Here is a 20,624-nt window from a genome sequence, read left to right on the forward strand (position 1 = left end):
GCTTCCACTCTTGAGTGCTTTTTTTATTTTAATCGTTCCCATGTAGTTTCACTGTTTTTGTTTTTCCTGGTATGATGGTCAGGCGGGCCGTGCCGTTTTCTTTTATTTCCACGTTGATATATCGTGCTTCAACCACGACCTTACCGTCCAACATGATGATACCCCATAGGCGAGGATTACCTTCAAAGGCACAGTAGTTGCCTACCGGTGTTTGAAGGTTACGGTAAATTGGTGGTACAATCACCTTGTCCCCCTGTTTCAATCCCCATTTCAGTCCTGATTTGAACGGTTTTGCATGTTGGATCCTGTTTAATCGTTCTTTACGTTTTTGGATTTTTTCCCGTTTTTCTATGCTTTTCCGTTGGGCGGCGCGTTGGGCGGCTTCAGCTTTCAGGCGAGGTATGACCACCTCAAAGGTTTCTTCTTCCGTTTGGGGCTTTTCGTGTGCGATGTATTGCTTGCCTTCTCCTTCTTTGACGAGATAATATTTACCTTCATTGTCTTCAACGATTATACTACCGTCTGGCAACATTCCGCAAAAATGGTAATAGGTTTCGTAATCGTCTGCGAGCAGGCATACGCTGTCATACCCCGATGTGTCATCTTCCTTGTCTACTTGCCTGCATTGGGGCGTAGTCAGAAAATCATAAAATCTCAGGCAGAAACCATGCTGACACACCTGTTGCAGGCTCGTATTCAATTCTTTCTTATACAATATCTTTGTCCGGCTATAGCAAATACCGTCAACTTCCAGCATCTGCACCTTGCCGAAAGTCAGCACCTTAGGTTTTTGTTTATATGACTTTCCGCTCCTCAGGTCGATATAGGACATTTTGCCTCTGTTGTCTGTAGCAGCGAGAAGTTTGTCCTTCAGAAACTTTAGTTTCCTGAAACATTCCAGCTGAATTTTTATTTCGCCGACTTCGTTTACGACTCCGACAGACCAGTTTTTGAAACGTACGGCTGCAAAACCGTCATCTGTGTCGAATACCGAAACATACTGTGGGGGAGCTGTTATTTTATTTTCGATTTTCAACCCGTACAAGCCATATACCCTGTCTTTGAAAGCATTCAGGATTTTATGATTAAGGTGACTCTCCAAGCTGTCTTTTGCGTTGGTCAAGTAATCCGGGAGCCGGTCGTGTGTCATTACCAACTCAAGGGTGTCATTGGGGCGTATGGTGTCATTTGCCGTTAAGTTTTCGGCGGCACAATAATATCCCGTTTCGATGCTATGGGCATTCCCCTTTCCCGCTAATCGTCCTTCGAACATGGTTTGCCAGTTACGGTTTGCAGAGGGGAGGCCGAACATACGGTAGAGTCCCACATTGTCTATCAGCATGCAGTATTCTTTGCCCTTGCTCTTCCTCAATCCGCGTCCCACCTGCTGCAAATATTTGGCCAACGAAAGGGTAGGGCGTGCCATTTGTACGAACTCGATGTCCGGACAATCGAATCCTTCGCTGAATACATCCACGTTGACCAACACCTGTATCCGTCCCTGCTTGAAATCCTCCACAAATTGTTTCCTTTGCAGGGCGGGTGTCTTGCTGTCTATCGCCACGGCATTTATTCCATGCCCGCTGTAGTAAGAAGCGATATTCCGGGCATGTCCGATACTGATGGCATAGACGACGCCTTTCTTTCCGTCGGCATAATGCCTGACACTCTCGTACAATTTTTCGATGGTCGGCCTTTTGTTGAGTACGGTGTCCATTTCCTTGATTTGGAAGTCTCCGTTCCAACTTCGTTTACTCAGGTTGTCAATCAGCTTTTGGTCGTCGCTGTCCGGTTTGATGGAGGCATAGTCGAAGACCGAAAGCCACCCCTTGCTGATGAAGTCGGCAATGCTGTCAGACATGACCAACGTATCGAACAAGTCCGTGAATCCTCTGCGGTTCAGCCGGCACGGAGTGGCTGTCATGCCCAATTTCTTGGCATGGGGGTAACGCGTCCAAAGTTCCTTATAGCTTTCGGCCAAGGCATGATGGGCCTCGTCGATGACTATCAGTGCCGGCGTATTGTGGATGTCGTCCCAGTGGCGTGACAACCATTGGATAGACATTGCCCTTACCCGTCCGTCCTCCTTACGGATACTATATCGTGCGACGGTGTCTTCTATTTGTTCCACCAGTTCACGCCGGTGAGCGATAATCCAGACGCACAAATCCTGTTCCGCACTCAAGAGGTCATAAATGATGGATGCCAACAAGTGGGTTTTCCCCGTACCTGTCGGCATCTGCACCATGACACTGGCATGGTTGCGCCACGCATCGAAGACACGTTGCTTGATGTTTTTTTGGTAGTCTCTTAACGAAAGTTCTTTTCCCAAATTGTTCTTGGACATGGGAAATGAAAGCGAAATAAAAAAGAATAATGGAATTATAAAGAAGCCGCCTGGTGGGCGGTTTCTTTTTAGGGAATACTTTAAAAATCAGGTCCGGTTTTTAAAGTATTTAATGAGTTGGCGGTTGTTCGTTGAAAAACTGGCCGAAAGTATTGCCGTTAGGCAGAAGCTATATCGTCAGGCGACAATCCTGTTAATTCGGTAATTTCAGCTGTTGTATAACCTTTCTGTTTCAATTTGCGCGCAATTTCAAAAGCTTTGTTTTGTTCACCGATGTTTATGCCTTCTGCACGTCCTTCCGCTCTGCCTTCGGCTCGCTCTGTGTAAATGTTGTCGCGCAGAATCACGATGTTGTCCAGATGCCGGTAGTAAGCATCCCGTTCACCTTGTGTCATGTTGTCCACTTTCAATCGCTCACGAACCTCTGCCAACCCCGGTGCATGCGCCGTATCCGAGATATTTCCCGTATTCAAATAGTATATCCATTCTTCCAACGGCGTTTTGGCCACTTTGTTGAAATCGTTCACTTTCAAGATATAATATTCGGGGTAGAGTTGGCTTACCTCGTCCACATTAAAGGTCTGGCGTTGGAACGGGGTCAACTCCAGTAAGTCATTTTCGTGGATGCCACGGAATTCCGTTTTTCCGTGATAGACAAAGTCCTTGCCATGTCCCAAAGAGAAATAAACGATATTCACACTGTACACCTTGCGTACCTTTTCGTAACTTTCTCCACGGTTGATATATTGCGTTACCAATTTGGAGGTTCCGAACAACATACGTTGGAAATAGGCATATTCATTATTGTTTTGCACTTCGATGAGAATCAGTTCTCCACGGGAGTTTACCGCGAGCATGTCCACCCGGTTGTATTTGTCGAACTCCTCTTCCTGGTTGCTTTCGCTTTCCAAAAGGTCACGGATGGTGATCTTCTCGCCTAATAGCGTGGTGAGTAATCCCTCAAGCACGCTGAAATTGGCCTTGTTGCGCAACAGGCGTTTCATAGCCCAGTCAAAACGGATATAGTTAGCCATGGCTCATCGGTTTTAAATATTACTACCAGTTTTTGCAAAGGTAGAAAATCTTTGCGGCAAAGCAATATGTTTTGTGTTTTTTATGCCATTTTCTCTTTTCCTATGTTCCAAAGGAAAAGGGGATTGCCTATAATGTACCTGCGCCACATGCGGCGTGGTTCTTTTATCAGGCGGTAAAGCCATTCCAACGAATGCTCCTGCCACCATTCGGGGGCACGTTGGTACGTACCGGCAAAGAAGTCGAATACGGCTCCTATCGTGCCACAGTGGCAATGGATGTCCAGTTCGTCCCAATGCTCAAATGCCCATTTTTCCTGTTTCGGAGCAGTCATGCCAATCCAAAGCAAGTCCGGACAGGCTTGGTTTATGGCATGGATGATGGCCTCATTGTCCTCCTTGCTGAACTCAGGCTTATAGGGAGGCGAATACGTCTCTACCGTAATGTTGGGATAATCCGAGGCGGCCCTTTTCTTTACCAGTTCCAACACATTCGGGCTGCTTCCCATGAAAAAGCATTTCCCTCCCTTTCTGTTCAGCTTGTCCATTTCAAGCACGAACAAATCCCATCCGGCAATCCTTTCTTTCGGTTGTGATTTTGCCTTGAGCCATTTGCACGCTTTCACGATGCTCGCCCCGTCGGGAATCAACACGTCGCCTTTCGCCAATGCCTCGGCGAATGCCTCGTCTTTCAAAGCCGTGTTGTAAGAATGCGCGTTGATGGTGTTTATCAAAAGTTTGCCTTCAGGCAACACCGAAAGAACATCCTTGCTTTCAAGGATGCTTAATGTTTTCAGTCTTAGCATAAATAGTAAAATAATTGTCTTTGTGGCTAAAAGCGATATTTTAATGCCGCAATGGAAAAAAGTTTGATGTCTAAACTGAGGGTATTTTATAAGGAAATTGATCTTGGAGCAATTCCCTTATAGTACAAATTGCAATTCAAATCTGATTTTTAGGTTGCCCAGAGGCTTATATGTTCTTATTTTTCCAATATTCAAAATACTGTGCACCTTCACTTCTAAGCCAGTCTATAGTTTCTTTTACATTTTTCTCATAACTTTGTTCAAAGGCACCGAAAATTGCGATTGTTATATTGCTTGGTGCGTAGAAGTCTTCTATCATGTTTCGATAGCGCATGGAATAGAGTGGGAAGTTAATGCCAATGAGCCTGATGATATTGCCGATGAGGGCACCTATATAGAAGAAACATTTAGGCATACGTTTGAGGGATTTACCTGTTATTTCTTTTGAAAGAGTATTAAGCCAAACGTATGAATCTATAGGCATGTCTCCTAAATAGTATGTTTTGCGATTGGACAATTCGTCAGGTGCATTTATGATTGCGTCAAGCTGTTTTACCAAGTTGCCAACGTATGAATATGTTCTTATTACCGGCTTACGTCCAGGGTGTACGTAGAGTCCTTTGGCTATCATCTTCCACAATTCATTGGGGTAACGCATGTGCCACGGTCCCCAGACATTGCATGGGCGAAATATTGTCCACTTACATTTCATACCGGATTTACGGATATACTCTTCGTCCATTTTCTTGCTGATACCATATACGGTGTGTGGTGCATAGTCGTCATCTTTCATGCCAAAAGGAACGGTCTTGTCTTTATATACATACTGTGTTGAGGCAAAAAGGGCATGTTTTACATAATCATGTTTCTTTATTTCGTTTACTACGTTTTCTGTTCCTTCAGTGTTTTCTATGTAGTCTTCCAACTTGTCGCTTAATGTGTCGGTTCGTGCCGCGAGGTGGATAACAATGGTGGGTTTGTATTTGTCAAAAGCGTCTGCAAGTTGTTTCTTGCTCATTATGTTGCCTTCATGCCAGTATTGTTGTTGGCTTTTCTTGGTTGCCGGTGCCTTGTCGTAATTTACGAAATGGTATCCTTTGGACTCAAATAATTCTATCAAGTTTGTTCCAATGAAACCTGATGCCCCAGTAATAAGGATGGAATCTGTTTCTGTCATCATGATCTTTTACTTTTTAAAATTAAACAATATTTTTCTTGATAAGTTATAGACCCATTTAGGCATTAAATAAATAATAATGTAAATTAAGAATTTTCTTATTATATTATCTTGATAAATAGTAAATTGATGGCAGTACTTCCTGTATTTTTTTTTATTTGTAGCCGCAGACATGAGTATATAGCAGAATAAAGGAAATTTATTATATTTCTTTTTCCATATATTTAGTCCATTATCAAATAATCCCTCTTTTTCTAAATCCCTTGACATATTTGGAAGGCCTAATAAAGAATATTTTGGCCAATCAGTACCCCATGCTCTGTGTGCAACTTTTCTTTGAATACAAAGTGGATAATTTACGTAAATAATGCTTCCTCCTTTATTTCCATAATAAAGAATTCCCATGAATTCAAATCCGTAATGTTCATTAGTATCAAAGACTAAACCTCGTTCCCAAACTTCACGATGAAACATTACGGCAGACATAAATGTAGCACCCCAAAAATTATCAGTTATGAATTTGGTAGAGTTAGTATAAATGGTTCTTATGTCTTGATAATAGTTATTGTAAACCGTTAAAGATTTAATGGGGTTACCATTTTCATATCCAACAAGACGATTAAAATAGAATAATCCACAGTTGTTACAATTTTCAATTTCGGATAAAAGATAGCTTACAAGAAATGGGGCAGGTAAATCATCATCTCCCCATAGTATTACATATTTACCCTTGGAAAAAGCTACAGTCCTTTTGAATTGTTCTCCTAATGTGACTCTGTCAGTACAATCATAAAAGCGAATAAAGTCATATTTCATTATAAACTCTTTAACAACCTCTGTTGTGTTGTCATCTGATTTATTATTGACTATGAGGAGTTCGGCGAACTCTTTTACTGGCTTTATTTGAGGTATAAAATGTTTTAGTGTAAATTGCAAATATTGCGCTCTATTGAGTGTGGGGATAGCTATTGATAATTTTATTCTATTCATACACTTTGATTTATTTTGTCGAGGCCAAAAAGATAAAATGATTTAAGAATGGAATGAAATATTTAGATATCACTATTTGTAGATAAAATACTTTGAAAAAACTTTTCCTTTTGTCTTAATTCAGGTATCTGTCTATTACATCGGTTAAATTAAATGTTGCTTTAAATCCCGTTGCATTTCTGAGTCTTGTTCCATCTAAAGCGAGATACTTCATGCCGGTATCAGTGCGTTGTGCAGAACCAAAGCATCCTTTGGGAGTTTCTTTCCCCATAAAATGATGTATCTTTGTCACAATCTCCTTTACGGTCATGGTTTCTTTACCTTCTATATTATACAAACCTGAAGGCAAGTTTTGTTCTATTGCGAGAGCTATCATACGTGGCACTTCGTGAACATAGATATACTGTCGTGTCTGGTCTCCTGACGTAAAATGCAATTCTTCGCCATTGCGAATGGCATGAACCGTATAAGGTATAAGTCGTTGGGGATTTTCCCTTTCTCCATAAATCGTAGGTATATAAAAGTGCCAGTGGATAAAGTCATGTTTATAGGAAGCCACGAATTTACTCAACATCCTTTTGCTCACCGTATAATCGTTAGGGGCAGGACATGTAGATGTAAGCAGATCCATTTCGGTAAAGAAACGTTTTTCTTCTGTCTCGCCCATTTCAAACACACTGCCGAATGTGATAAAACGTCCTTTATAATCTAATTCTTTTAATTTATTGCAAATTAAGACAGGAACTGTTACATTCAGATTATAAATAAGATTATAATTTTCTTTCAAGTTTGATTGTATGCCCGCACCGATAGCATATATCACCACATCGCTTGACAGTAACTTGCTACAATCCAAGTCTGCGTCCATTAAGTCCACTTTATGGAAGTTGTCGTACTTATGTTCCGTTGGCTTGTCAAGCCCGTACATATCCAACTCATACCCTTTATCGTTACAATACTGGGCGATAGCTGTGGAAAGGAATCCGTTGGTTCCTAATATTGAGTATTTCATTTTAATATGATGTAAACTTGTTAATTTCTTCTATGCAGAGTTGATAGACATTCTCTGTTTTATATCTTTTATACCAATCAGCTACAAGGTTCATGCACTGCTGCATATTCATTCTTGGTTGCCATCCGAGTTTGGTCTTTGCCTTATTTATATTTAGCATAAGAAGTTTCGCTTCGTGCACGGCGTTCGGGTCAGATGTGTCTTTTAATTCTCCGTGTCCAAAATTCTTGACTAATTCCATTGCAACCTCCCAAACAGTAGATACAGACTCGCTTTCGGGGCCAAAGTTCCAACCTTCGCAATACTTAGTCGGATTGTTCCACATTTTCATAGCTAATAACATATAGCCAGACAAGGGTTCTAACACATGTTCCCAAGGACGTATGGATTTAGGCGAACGTATGTTAATCTCCTGTCCGGCTTCCAATGCACGTATACAGTCGGGAATTATTCGGTCAAGTGCCCAATCACCTCCTCCGATGACATTGCCTGCACGTACGCTGGCCAACGATACGGTATGTTTCTTGCCGTAATCATCTGGATTGAAAAAAGAACGGCGCCAACTTTGGATGGCTATTTCAGCTGCCCCTTTACTGGACGAATATGGGTCGTAACCACCAAATGGATCTGTTTCTACATAGCCGTTCATTTGTTCGTTGTTATCGTAGCACTTATCTGTGGTAATCATAATACCAACTTTTACCGATGTTGTAGCACGGATAGCTTCCATTACGTGAATCGTACCCATAACGTTCACCTCATAGGTTTCAACGGGGATTTCGTAGCTTAGCCTTACAAGCGGTTGAGCCGCAAGGTGGAATACGATTTCAGGTTGGTATTTGGCAAAAATCTCTTTTATTAGCTTTCCGTTGCGGATGTCTGCCCGGATGTCTGCCAACAGCCTGTCCCCGATGCCGGAAAGGGTGTAGTTGTCCTTTTCGCTATAAGGGTCAAGGGCTACACCTATGACATTGGCTCCAAGTTCGTGAAGCCAAATAGAAAGCCAAGAACCCTTGAATCCAGTATGTCCCGTTACAAGTATTCGTTTTCCACGGAAAAAATTATTAAATATATCTATCATTTTGAATACTACATTATATTATATGCAATTGTGTCTTTCGGGTCATATAGCAAGTCTGTATATGCCAACAATATAAAATCCCTATCAGAATTATTGATTACCACATGTGCAACATTGTTAGGGACAAAGACCGTAATGGCTTTTTCCAGACTCATTTCAATGTCTTTGCGCTTATGCGTTACCACATCTTCGAGTCTTAGAATAGCGTTACCTTCAATAATGGTAAACCATTCTACCGCTTTGGGATGATAATGTCCTCCTTTGGCTTGTCCCGGCTTACCCATGGTAAGATAAACCTCTCCGGTATGTTGGGGTATTCCCTCTTCTGTACCTGTAATAGCCTTTAAAAACCATCCTCTTTCATCAGAGATAAGTCGACGAGGGATTATTTTGACTTGTTCTATTTGTTCCATATACATTTAAATATTTCCAGTTTGTTTTCTTGCCTCTATACTTGGCACTGCACGTTCCCATCGTTTCCATGGGGCTTTGTCTTCAGAGAGCAATTTTTCAAGCATGTTTTTTTCTCGTATGTTATCCATGCATTGCCAAAAACCTTTGTGAATGTACGACATCAATTCTCCTTCAGCCGCAAGTTTTACAAGTGCCGTTTTCTCAAATACGCAGTCATCACCGTCGAGCATCTCGAAGATCTCTGGCTGCAACACCATGTATCCTGCATTGATGGGACTACCGTCCAAGGTGTTTTTTTCTCGGAATGATCGGACGGAATTGTTCTCAGATATGTCTAACACACCCTTGTCTTGTGCCATTTTTACGGCTGTCAGGGTTGCCAGTTTGCCATGGCTTTGGTGGAAAGCCAACAGTTTGTCTATTTCCACATCGCAGACACCATCACCGTAGGTCATCATGAATGCTTCGTTGCCGATATATTTTTGGATACGTTTTATGCGTCCTCCGGTCATGGTGTTGTAACCAGTGTCTACCACTGTCACTTTCCACGGCTCCATGTTAGAGTTGTGTACGGTCATCTCATTTTTCCCGCAGCGGTAGTCGAAAGTCACATCGGAATTATGGAGGAAGTAATTGGCAAACCATTCTTTAATGTATTCTTGTTTGTAGCCCGCACAGATTATGAACTCCGTATGTCCGTAATAGGCATACTCTTTCATGATATGCCATAGTATGGGCATTCCACCGATTTCTATCATGGGCTTGGGCTTGAATTGGCTTTCTTCGCTTATGCGCGAGCCGAAGCCACCGGCTAAAAGGACTACTTTCATAGTGTTGTGTTTTTATATTGTTGTTTCCCTATTTGCTCCTTGCTCCAGTCAACAGGTTGAGTAAGCGAGGGGCGTATCGTTTTAACAGGGCGTAAGCGGCATAGCTGTAGGCAGTGGCGAAAGCAACTAAAATGAATGGCGCGATGTAAAGTATGAGACCTGAAGGATGCAATACCTTGTAGGAAATCTTTAATACATATCCCATCCAAGGCTCATGGAAGGCATAGATGAAAAATGAAGCTGTTGATACAGCCGTGAGCCATTTGGGGATGCCACTTATTGATATTACCGAGACGCACTTGTATATTGCCACAAAGTGTATGATACCGAATATGGCATGTACAGTCTCATAGTGCCAATCATAGTAGAATGAAATTATGGTAGTAATTAATGTGGATATCCATACAACAAGAAGTAAATTCCCGTTAAAACATTCAATCCATGCAAATAAATTTTTCCCTTTTATAGCAAACCAAGAACCCATACCAAACCAAAACAATGTACTGCTCGACATGCCAGTTACGTTAAAAGAGTAAAACAAATATACGCATATAAGTAATAAGGGGAATGACCATTTCATCGTCTTTACCAACAGACGGATGGCAGGAGTCAGCATTATAATCACAATAAGATCTCTAAGAAACCACATTGTACTAAGTATCGGTGCCCCATTTCTGATATTCCAAAACATTTTTATATAGTCTGAGGTCTCAAAGTCAGCTATTTTCTTTAGGGAGTTGCCTGAAAACAAATGTGCTAATCCAAGTGCTTCTTGTAGTATAAATGGGATAATAAAACCTACCATACACCATAATATATATGGTATGAGCAATGTCTTTCCTCTTTTCTTCCATTTATCAACAATACGGCCCGGTTTCAAGAAAAACAAGAAACCACTTACAAGAAAAAACATTGGAACAGCGTTATCCACGAGTATTCGTGTCACCACTTGTGTCCACATGCCTAGTGCTGATTTGTCGTCAAGATTAGGTATTGCATCTTTAATATTAGCATGTATAAAAAGAACCAATAATATACTTACACCTTTAAGTAAGTTGATATTATTACTTTGTTTCTGTGATAATATTATCATACGTTTTTCCTGATTTTATTTTCCAATATGCACATGGCATACAAAGCCATGGTTATTCTGTGTTTCATACAGAAGAAAAATACACGTTGTTTCAGAGGTAAGCGATGGTATGGATAGTCTGAATAGATGTCCTTCATGCGTTTGTCATCGCATCTCATCCTGATATTTTGGTATTTCTTTCCGCCTATATCCTTCACGGCCTCATACTTGATGATGTTGCGGAAGAAATAGAAGATGAAGCGTTGGTAATGCAACTTATATTGGTTCTCGGGCAAACAGTGTTCAAACCGTTCCTTCACTTCATCAAACAGGTGGCAGTAGGTTGTAAATTTAGCGTGGGTATAGTTGCGTGATAATGATAATGGGTTGTAGCGGTAATTGTAGCCGACGAAAGGTATATATCCTATCCGTGTGGCATGCATCAGGAAATCCATGTTGAACGGGATGTCTTCCGACCCATTATCACGTTCACTCTCGAAACGTATGTCGTTTTCTTCTATTATTTGTCGGCTGTATATTGCACGCCACGCTGATACCAGATACTTTACGTCCGATGGATATTCGGGCAGTGGCCCTATCATGTCCATCATATATTCTTTCACCTCATCGGCAGTCTCTTTAGTGAAAGTCTCCTTTATTTCGCGTGACTCTGCAAATTTTCCCCCAAGGTCATAACGATAGTTACACCAACAAGCATCAAGCCTTTTTGTTTTTGCTTCATTGTATAACATCTCATACATCTTATTGTCCACATAATCATCGGAATCAATGAATGCCACATATTCACCAGTGGCAATGTCAAGACCCGAATTGCGTGCATAACCTAATCCTTCATTCGTCTTTTTGTGGATGACCTTTATCCTATGGTCTTTGGATGCCCATTTGTCGCACATTTCGGGCACTCGGTCGGGCGATACGTCATCGACAAGTATTATTTCTATATCCTCCAATGTTTGTTCCACAAGAGAATTCATACAGGCATCGAGATACCGTTCTACCCCGTAACACGGTACTATTAATGAGATTTTAGCCTTATTCATTCTGAAAATATTTATTGGATTTACAGTAGTTTCCTTATGAAGGATTTTAAGAATACAACTACATTTTCTATTAGATTTTTTATTTTAGGATTTTGGAAACTGTAAGCTTTTTTTAAGTATTCTAACCCAATTCTATATTTTCCATAATATACTAAACTGTTTGCTAAGTTTAGGTATAAATATTGATATATTGCATTCTTTTTTTGATATGTTTCAAAATCCATTTTATATTTGTTTAAAAAGAACTCTAAATACTCAATTTGTTTTAGCGGTTCATTGGTTATGACTGAAGTTGTTGTAACATGTTTAATTAATAATGGCATTTGGAACGTACTAATCATGAGATATTTTCTGAAAAAACGAATGTATAGTTCCCAATCCTGATGTCTACGGAAAGACTCATCAAAACCGTTAAGTTCTTCAAGTGCGTTTCGTCGGAACAAAACGGAAGATGTATTGAAGTGTGCATTACCACTTAAGATTGCTTCTATAAGATTCCCATTTTGTTGGCATTTTACTATATCTTGATGATGGTGATATTGAATTATAGAATCACAACAACAAGCTGCATATTTTATGTTTTTTTCTAGTAAATCAACTTGATTTTTTATTTTGTCTGGCAAGAACTCGTCATCATCGTCCAAGAAATTTACGTATATTCCCTTGCTAGCTTTAAGGCCAGTATTACGAGCGGTAGCTCCATTTTTATTTATGTCGTGCTTGATATATTTAACTTCTCCTTTTTTTATATAATTACGTATTGCCTTCTCCGTTTCTATCTGGTATTTACTACCGATTCCATTATCGTCAACAATGATGATTTCAATATTTTTATAAGTCTGTGACAAAGTACTTTTGATGGCACGTTCTAAGTTATAAGGCCTGGAAAATGTAGGTATGATTACACTTACCAAATCATTCTTTTTATTTTTCATAACGGCTATTGCATTAATGAATAATATGCACTCTCTAGTTGTTTTGCAATGTGGCTTGGTGAATACGTTTCTTTTATATGTTCTGATAATATTGGTTGTGTAGTCACTTTCCCGTCTAAATATCCTTTTATAGCATAGCCTATTTCATCTACACTATATGGATTGACTAATGAGGCCATACCGGCATAGTATTCTTTAGGGCCTGGAATATCAGAAATGACAATTTCACAGCCGTAAAGAGCCGCATCTACGGCAACTATACCTACACCTTCATATAAGCTAGGTAGGGCAAAAACCTTGGCTGTTTTATAAAGTTCTAATTTTTTTTCTTCTGATATAAATCCTAAAACTTTAATATTGTCACATCCTGAAATTTCTTTTTCTAAATGATAATATGCTTCTGGAGTTCCCTTATTCCCTGCCAAAACCAATTCAAAATTGTATTTCTTTGCTGCTTTTATTAATCTCAGGACATTTTTCCTTTCTTGGGTTATGGAGCTAATATGTAAACAGAAAGGTTTTCGTTTGCTCTGTTCCCCTTCACTTATACAGCCTTCTTTGTATGAGTATGCCAAAGGGATGTGAGCCAATTTAGAAATGTCTACTCCTTTTATTTTTGTGAGATACTCTGCTTCACATTGTGATCTCACAAATATTAGTTTGAAATTATCATATTTGTCTTGAGTTAAGAATCTTGTAAAAGGGAAGAGTATTCTTATGTAGTTCTTCAGAATAATGGACTTATTTTCCAATTTTATAGGCTTTGGGTCAATAATTGGCGAGAAACAAATGTTAGGGTTTATGTGTTTTAACCTAAATGCAACATCGTTGTGCCATGAACCGCTACACCCAAAAAGATGTATTATATCAAATGATTTCCAATCATAGTGTTTCCAGTTATTTATAAAAGTTATGCTATGTCCAAGTCTTTTTAAGGAAACAGCCCAATTCTCAGCTTGACTACGTATTCCATTAGATTGCCCGGAAATTATAACCTCTGGATAAAGAATATAAGCTATATTCATTGTTGTTGCTTGTTTGGTAATGAGATGTTTTTTAAATGTTTGTTGGGGTATATTAAAAATAATGGTAGCCAAAACAGTTCCATTCCCAAAATTGTACCGGTAGATAATAGTAACAATATGTTGAATATAAATATCATTGGGATTAATATATCGTTGTTTTTGATAAGTTGTATACTGTTATATAAAGCGCGGAATATCAAAACGCATAAAAACAATGAAAAAAAAATTCCGAAAGTCATAAGTATTTCTAGAAAAAAATTGTGTGGGTATGTTCCTTTAAATGGACCTTCCAAAATTCTAAAATGTGAGCCTAAAAAAGGATGGTCGAATATTTGTCTGATAGCATAAGAATATATGGAAAATTCTCCAACTCGACCTGATGCACCATCAGATTCAATGTTTGCAAAGCGGCTGAATAATTCTATATCATTATTTTCGGAGAAGTGTTGGACAAATAAATAGATTAATACGACCATAGGTAGAAATAGAATCGTTTTTCTTGATAAAAAATGAATTGCATATATTAAAATAGTAAATGTCATATAAATAATAGGGCCTCTTTTATTGCATAACATAACTACGATTAGACTAAATAGTATTGCTGTTATGGATATTGTACTTATGAATTTAGATGGTTTATGTCTTAAAAGGTGTAAAGCAGAAAATATTGATAGCGAAGCGTAAGAACAGATATTAAATGGAGATAAAATATTCAATGCTGCAAAATCTGAAGATGAATCATAAATTAGATAAAAGACCATGTTGCCTTTCAATACATAAAGTAGAAGAGTAAATGTATTAATTATTAAAATGTATTTGGATACAATGATGTAGTCAACTTTTTTTCTAATATAATTGCTACTTCCAAGTAGTAATATCATAGTAATTGCTAACAGTATAAAACTATAATAAGATTGCGGGACGCCGACCATGTTATTTAAAGGAATCTTGTTTTCAAGTATATAGAATGTTATATATAACATATAAACAAAAAAAATGAAGAAAAGTATCTTGTTGTTTCTGTTTAGTATGCCAATTCTAAATCGTATACTATATAGAATACAAAGAAAGGCTACAATACGAACAATCCAATTATATAAAGCCCATACTCCATTATAAATATACATATCGCAAAATAGCGCGGGGAAAGGAATAGCAAGTAGAATTATAAGTAATGCGTTTGCTAGTTTTGGTTGAAGCATATAGTATATCTGTTTTATTAATTGTCTTTATAGAAACTCAAACGCCGACGATATAAGATTTTTCTTTTAATAGAGATTTAATGATGAACATTAAAAATAGACTTGTACCTATTAGTATTGTTGTTAGGTTGATAGCAGAAATAAGATTGTATTCAAATGTATATCCTGAATATATGATAAACCGAAAAGCTACTACGTGTATAAGATATATAGCTAAAGAATTCTTTCCAAGATATACGAAACCATTTATTATCTTATTGTTCTTTATTGGGTTATATGAATTTGATAAGATTATGAAAACTAACATAGAACAGCATATGCCATCAATGATTCTGATGATTGGAGGAAAGTCCATCATGTTATATCCATAGAAATATCTTATGCCTATAATGGTAAAAACATCCGATGCTAAAAAGATATACTTGTAAAATTTGGATTGTGCCATAAGATTTTTCCATTTACTTTGGTAAAGTATTCCCAACCCAAATATTGCAAACTGCCTTATCACTTGGCAATCTTTAAATATAGGCCATGGAAGATAGTCATAAAATATCACAGAAACTATATAAATAAGAAGAATAATTAGCTTGATAAACTTATTTTTAACTATTATGTAATATGTGAATGTTAAGACAAATATGCAAATCAAATACCAATATGATTTATATATAGTATATACTTTAAACGGTTTTACGTCCTGCCACTCTGTTGCGGTACCCCATATTAATAGTATTACTGTTGACCATATAAAAGTGGGGACAAGTAAACGTGTTGCCTTTTTTTCCAATAGGATTGAAAACGAATATTTTAGGCTTGATGAAAAAAAGTATCCGCTAATAAATATGAATAATGGCATGTGAAATGTGTATACTATGTTAAATATAGGATTATACCACACTTCCTTATTGTCAATGCCGTACAATGCTTGTATGGCATGCCCAATAACAACAAGTATTATCAGTATGCCTTTAATGAAATCAAATTTGTTGTCTCTGTTCTTCATTTTATATATTTATCTAAGAAAGAAATACTTTCCATTCTTAATGATTCCAATCTTCTGTCAATATCTATCCAATTTAAATTGTTCTCAGTTAAGAGTACGTGATAAGTTCGTTTGTCTGAATATATTTTATCCTCAATATTAAGATTATGGAATAAATCAAGCACTCTATTATTTCCACTTGACATTTTTCCTCCTAATGGTATGTAAATGAAAGGAGTATGAAAAATTAAGCAAAATACGATGCCATGAAAGGATGGAGTAATAACCATTTTAGATGTACGAATATAATCAATCCATTCTTCTATTGTAGGGTATTTGTAGTTTACATTCTTTCCGAATAATTCAGCAGAGTCTACGTAACCACTTGATGGGGTGATTACGACATTTGAAGTATCATAATTTAGTTCTTTTTGTAGCTCTTGCCACCCTATTTCTTCGGGAGAGTTGATATTCACTGAATATATATATATACGGTCTTTTTTGTTGATTTTATTTGACAGGTTGAAGTATGATATATATTCTGATGATTTTAAAAGTAGCGTCGGGTCTATTACGACTTTAGCGTTCATTCCTACATCTTCAATGATTCTTTTTCCTGTTTCTTCTCTTACCGAAATGGCTTGGAAACGTTTTAAATTTTTTCGTAGTCTGTTTTTGATTTTATCTGGATAGGTCGTGCATCCAAAACTTGCTGAATAAGATAACCTAACCGTTTCAGGTAGGCCAAAATTGAGGAAAAAAACTTCATTCTCTTTTACATATAAAAACTTTGCCCAAACTTGATCGCTTCCAACTATATAAATATCAGCTTTTGGGGGGGAGTTTTGTAGCTCTTTGAGTGAATAGTAGATGCGTGGTGTCTTTTCTAAATGCTTGTCCTTAAACTGTTCAAACATCCGCTGTTTATCCTTTTCAGATGTTGTAAAAAGGAGAGGTTTATGTGTTTTGAAATCCCAATGTTTTATTCTTCGCAATAGATTCATCACAATATCTTCAATATGCGTTTGTCGTGCTTCGGAATGTGCATATCGTATAAGAAAGGGGTGATGACCAAGCATTCTTAACTTTTGTTGCAATGCAAAGTTTTGTAACATCTGGCCATAATTGTCTTTGGTTTGCCAAAAGGTGAGTATTCCAATGTTCATATATGTAATTTATGTGCTACTTTTTTAAGTAGATTTTTATATGCAGATTTACCAATACATTTATTGATAAGTTTTATAATATTATTTTCATGTGAAGTCAGGTTCGCAAAGAAGAAAGCTCTTTGTGGATGAGGGTGGGTATGTTCATTCAATCCATTGTTGCTTAATGTATCTTCGAAAGATGTTTGGATATATTTAAAACGGTCTTTTATGCCGTGGAGTAAACTTTCTCCTTTGGTCGTGTTAATAAATACCATTGACACGCCTTTTTTATTGTCGTAGTTGCTGTTTACACGAGCTATGCCCCAATAATCAGCCAATGTCAAATCACTTTGACTTTGAAACCTTTTAAACTTGCATTCATGGCATGATGGCCTCAGATACAGGTCGTTTAAAAAACCTTGCATGTAGGCGTTTTTGCAATGCTGCTCATTGAGCAATAATTTGCCTCCTTTCTGAATAGCTAAAAAGCTAAAATTTCTCCAAGATGTATTTTTTGAACGAAAATTTATGGTAGAGATTTCTATAGTTTTCACCCTATAAAAAGGTTTTTTGCAGATTGCATTAAGATATAACTTCCACACTTTAGGACTTGGTACTCCATGGCATAAGAAATCTACGATGATTAGATTGGAATATATATTATTCCGGAGAAACCCTGTTAAACCGGCTATCTGACAAGGTGTACCGCAAAACAAAACTTCTCTACCCTGTTTTAGAAAGTCACGTACTAAAGTATAGGTATCTCCAATCTCACTCTGTACATATTTGCTAGTTAGTATTTTTTCTAAATCAGATATGTTTTCTACATAAGAATGCTTTACGTTCCATTGTTTGTCAAACATAGCCCCAAATACCACTCCGTTTTTAGCTAAAGTTTCCAAAGCTAATTCATAAAAGACTCCACCTGATGAACTTTTATCTAAAATGTGTTCATTTTTATTAGTGGCAGCTAATATTTCTTTGGGTTCACGTTTAGACTTTGGTTCTCCTAGAGGGCATACCCTTTCGCACAGTCCACATTGAATGCAATTTTCTTTGGATGTTTTTGGATATAAGAAACCTTCGGAATCCGGATTCATTTCAATACATTTCTGTGGGCAAATCTGAACGCATGCATTGCATCCGCAACATTTTGCTTTATCTGTTATTGCAAGCATATTCTTTTTAGCTTTTGATTGATTATCGTTTTTTCAGATTGGGTTAAAGCAAAAATATAGGTAGTTATCCCGACCATGATTAATGAAGAGGTGGTTGTTATAATAAGTCTGCATACATTTTCTTCCATAAGTTTTAGACATATAAAAGGAATGATTGTGGATAGAGATGTAACTATACATACCTTTATGACGACTAATTTTATATAAGATTTAATTGAGTAATTTACTAGTGTCTTTACGATGTATAGTCGAGCCATAAAAGCAACAATGGTGATACCTAAATGTACGATGAATACAGAATATGGTGGCATGCCGCATTTTAAAAGTAGGTATGATACAGGTACTATGGATAATAATAATGTGCCTATTGTCAATTGGTAAGTCTTAATTTTTCCTGTGGCATCAGCTGTACGCATAAATGGATTTGCCATTGCGTCTACCATTGAAGTTAGAATGATAATACGTATAAATGTTTCAGTGTTATCGGGTACGGACTTAAGCCATAAAGTGAGAATTTGGTGTGTTTCTAATATAATAGGTAAAGATAGGGCATAGATGAGAATAAAAGAAAATTTAGAACTTGCAAAAACTAATTGAAACATGTAAGGCTTTTGTTCTTCTGCATATGCCTTTATGATACGGGGATTAATTGCTGTTTGGAAATTTAATACAAAAGAGTTTATGGCATTTTGTATTTGTACAGCGATAGCACGGGCTGAATTGACTGTGGGGCCAAAAAAGATATTGAGCAAAATATTAAGCCCTTGTGTAAAACCTATGGATGCGAGGCCTCCAAACATTGCCCATCCGGCAAATGAATATATTTGTTTTATTTTTTTTATGTTGAAATGCCATGAAATATGGCTCTCATTGAAGTTCCGTTGACAATATTTCGTATATACTATCCTAATAAATAATTGTATTATTGCTAAAAGGATAGCATAAACGATCAGTTTATCTACAGGGCAAAGGTATATTAAATATGCGATGATTAGTTTTGCTGCTACTTCTAAAACAGAGATATAGGCAAATGCTTTCATTTTTTCGTGTACGATAATTAAAGCATTGTAAGGTACACTTATTAGGCTAAATACCAATGTGCATAGACTGAATTGGAATACGTATTTAGCTGCGGTCATACGGTTGCTTGGTATTACCAGTTTGTTTTCAAGAAACCAAATGCCCCCTATTTCAGCAAGAAGAACTATCAGTAGCGACATAACTAAGAAAATATGAACACATGCTGAAAAAGTTTCATTCAGCTCTGTTTCATCCCCTTTGCCTAAATCATAACTTAAGAAACGTTGTGTTGTAGTGGACAAGCCTGCACAAAATACATTAAACATCAGTACAAATCCACCCACAACGTTATAAATTCCATAATCTTCAACTCCTAAAGAATCAAGTATGACCCTTGATGTAAATAGACTTGTAGAAAGAGTGAAGAGCATTCTTATATACAAGAATAGGGTGTTTTTGGTAATGCTTGCACTTTTATGCTTCTGCATATAATCAAATTAAAAATTCTGTATAAAATAGGTCGTTATAATTAAAAGTATTATTTCCTATTTCAATTCATTCTCGTATATGATTCTTGTAAGTTGTCAATCCCTCCTAAAAATATCCCTTGTATAAACTTTCTCTTTCACATCATCTAAGCAGGCGTCATACCGGTTGGCAATAATGGCATGGCTCTGTGCCTTGAAAGCATCCAGGTCATTCACCACCTTGCTGCCGAAGAACGTGCTGCCGTCTTCTAGCGTGGGTTCGTAGATGATGACCTCCGCACCTTTGGCCTTGATGCGCTTCATCACGCCCTGGATGCTCGACTGGCGGAAGTTGTCCGAGTTCGACTTCATCGTCAGGCGGTACACGCCGATGACACACTTCCGCTCTTCGGACGGGTTGAAGTCCCCACGGTTGTAGTAGTCGTAGTAACCGGCCGTGTGCAGTACGCGGTCGGCAATGAAATCCTTACGGGTTTTATTGCTTTCCACGATGGCTTGGATGAGGTTTTCCGGAACATCCTGATAATTGGCCAACAGTTGCTTGGTGTCCTTGGGCAGGCAGTAGCCGCCGTAACCGAACGAAGGGTTGTTGTAATGGCTTCCGATGCGTGGGTCAAGGCTTACGCCGTTGATGATGGCTTTCGTGTCCAGACCCTTCATCTCGGCATACGTGTCCAGTTCGTTGAAGTAGGAGACCCTCAAGGCCAGGTAGGTGTTGGCAAAGAGTTTCACGGCCTCGGCTTCGGTCAGGCCCATGAACAGCGTGTCGATGTCTTCCTTGATGGCTCCTTCTTGCAGGAGGGCTGCAAAATCATGTGCGGCCTC

At 38.1% G+C, this 20,624-nt stretch carries 19 protein-coding genes; all 19 read right to left on the minus strand.

All coding sequences use genetic code 11. The features are described 5' to 3' along the window. Positions 1-28: 28 nt before the first annotated feature. Positions 29-2,347 (minus strand): DEAD/DEAH box helicase, encoded by a 2,319-nt coding sequence (locus tag HMPREF9442_RS10735; protein WP_008628398.1) that lies wholly within the window; start codon positions 2,345-2,347, stop codon positions 29-31. 158 nt (positions 2,348-2,505) lie between these two features. Next, a complete protein-coding gene (locus HMPREF9442_RS10740) occupies positions 2,506-3,381 on the minus strand; it encodes an Rpn family recombination-promoting nuclease/putative transposase (protein WP_008628399.1) in 876 nt (291 codons plus the stop codon). Positions 3,382-3,461: 80 nt separating this feature from the next. Beyond that, positions 3,462-4,184 carry a WecB/TagA/CpsF family glycosyltransferase gene (locus HMPREF9442_RS10745; protein WP_008628401.1) on the minus strand — a complete coding sequence of 241 codons (723 nt, stop codon included), beginning with the start codon at positions 4,182-4,184 and terminating at the stop codon, positions 3,462-3,464. A 166-nt stretch (positions 4,185-4,350) separates the two neighbouring features. Continuing rightward, positions 4,351-5,364, minus strand: a complete 1,014-nt coding sequence (locus tag HMPREF9442_RS10750; protein ID WP_008628403.1) for an NAD-dependent epimerase/dehydratase family protein — start codon at positions 5,362-5,364, stop codon at positions 4,351-4,353. Between the two features lie 6 nt (positions 5,365-5,370). Next, positions 5,371-6,351: a glycosyltransferase family 2 protein gene (locus tag HMPREF9442_RS10755; RefSeq protein ID WP_008628404.1), complete on the minus strand. Its 981-nt coding sequence runs from the start codon at positions 6,349-6,351 to the stop codon at positions 5,371-5,373. A 115-nt stretch (positions 6,352-6,466) separates the two neighbouring features. Beyond that, positions 6,467-7,363: an NAD-dependent epimerase/dehydratase family protein gene (locus HMPREF9442_RS10760; protein ID WP_008628405.1), complete on the minus strand. Its 897-nt coding sequence runs from the start codon at positions 7,361-7,363 to the stop codon at positions 6,467-6,469. A gap of 1 nt (position 7,364) precedes the next feature. After that, the gene (rfbG, locus tag HMPREF9442_RS10765; protein ID WP_008628406.1) at positions 7,365-8,444 is read right to left on the minus strand and encodes a CDP-glucose 4,6-dehydratase; all 1,080 of its coding nucleotides are present in this window, start codon (positions 8,442-8,444) and stop codon (positions 7,365-7,367) included. An 8-nt stretch (positions 8,445-8,452) separates the two neighbouring features. Continuing rightward, entirely contained in the window at positions 8,453-8,857 is a 405-nt protein-coding gene (locus tag HMPREF9442_RS10770) for a polysaccharide biosynthesis C-terminal domain-containing protein (protein WP_040602991.1), read from the minus strand. Between the two features lie 6 nt (positions 8,858-8,863). Continuing rightward, a complete protein-coding gene (rfbF, locus tag HMPREF9442_RS10775) occupies positions 8,864-9,688 on the minus strand; it encodes a glucose-1-phosphate cytidylyltransferase (RefSeq protein WP_008628408.1) in 825 nt (274 codons plus the stop codon). Positions 9,689-9,716: 28 nt separating this feature from the next. Then, positions 9,717-10,781 carry an acyltransferase family protein gene (locus HMPREF9442_RS10780; protein ID WP_008628409.1) on the minus strand — a complete coding sequence of 355 codons (1,065 nt, stop codon included), beginning with the start codon at positions 10,779-10,781 and terminating at the stop codon, positions 9,717-9,719. Beyond that, the gene (locus HMPREF9442_RS10785; protein ID WP_008628410.1) at positions 10,778-11,821 is read right to left on the minus strand and encodes a glycosyltransferase; all 1,044 of its coding nucleotides are present in this window, start codon (positions 11,819-11,821) and stop codon (positions 10,778-10,780) included. The genes HMPREF9442_RS10780 and HMPREF9442_RS10785 overlap by 4 nt, the downstream gene beginning before the upstream one ends. Before the next feature lie 20 nt (positions 11,822-11,841). Next, the gene (locus HMPREF9442_RS10790; protein ID WP_008628411.1) at positions 11,842-12,756 is read right to left on the minus strand and encodes a glycosyltransferase family 2 protein; all 915 of its coding nucleotides are present in this window, start codon (positions 12,754-12,756) and stop codon (positions 11,842-11,844) included. 5 nt (positions 12,757-12,761) lie between these two features. Beyond that, complete coding sequence (locus HMPREF9442_RS10795) at positions 12,762-13,781, minus strand: glycosyltransferase family 4 protein (RefSeq protein ID WP_008628412.1); 1,020 nt, start codon at positions 13,779-13,781, stop codon at positions 12,762-12,764. Continuing rightward, the gene (locus tag HMPREF9442_RS16950) at positions 13,778-14,983 is read right to left on the minus strand and encodes an O-antigen ligase family protein (RefSeq protein WP_008628413.1); all 1,206 of its coding nucleotides are present in this window, start codon (positions 14,981-14,983) and stop codon (positions 13,778-13,780) included. Before HMPREF9442_RS16950 ends, HMPREF9442_RS10795 begins: the two co-directional genes overlap by 4 nt. A 37-nt stretch (positions 14,984-15,020) precedes the next feature. Further along, positions 15,021-15,986 carry an acyltransferase family protein gene (locus HMPREF9442_RS16955; protein ID WP_008628414.1) on the minus strand — a complete coding sequence of 322 codons (966 nt, stop codon included), beginning with the start codon at positions 15,984-15,986 and terminating at the stop codon, positions 15,021-15,023. Then, positions 15,983-17,131: a polysaccharide pyruvyl transferase family protein gene (locus tag HMPREF9442_RS10810; protein WP_008628415.1), complete on the minus strand. Its 1,149-nt coding sequence runs from the start codon at positions 17,129-17,131 to the stop codon at positions 15,983-15,985. The genes HMPREF9442_RS16955 and HMPREF9442_RS10810 overlap by 4 nt, the downstream gene beginning before the upstream one ends. Continuing rightward, positions 17,128-18,291 (minus strand): Coenzyme F420 hydrogenase/dehydrogenase, beta subunit C-terminal domain, encoded by a 1,164-nt coding sequence (locus HMPREF9442_RS10815; protein WP_008628418.1) that lies wholly within the window; start codon positions 18,289-18,291, stop codon positions 17,128-17,130. The genes HMPREF9442_RS10810 and HMPREF9442_RS10815 overlap by 4 nt, the downstream gene beginning before the upstream one ends. Continuing rightward, complete coding sequence (locus HMPREF9442_RS10820; protein ID WP_008628419.1) at positions 18,279-19,799, minus strand: MATE family efflux transporter; 1,521 nt, start codon at positions 19,797-19,799, stop codon at positions 18,279-18,281. The genes HMPREF9442_RS10815 and HMPREF9442_RS10820 overlap by 13 nt, the downstream gene beginning before the upstream one ends. Before the next feature lie 96 nt (positions 19,800-19,895). Continuing rightward, positions 19,896-20,624, minus strand: a 729-nt coding sequence (locus tag HMPREF9442_RS10825) for a UDP binding domain-containing protein (protein WP_040602988.1), incomplete at its 5' end; no start/stop codon positions are given.

The organism is Paraprevotella xylaniphila YIT 11841, assembly GCF_000205165.1.
GTDB classification, from domain to species: domain Bacteria; phylum Bacteroidota; class Bacteroidia; order Bacteroidales; family Bacteroidaceae; genus Paraprevotella; species Paraprevotella xylaniphila.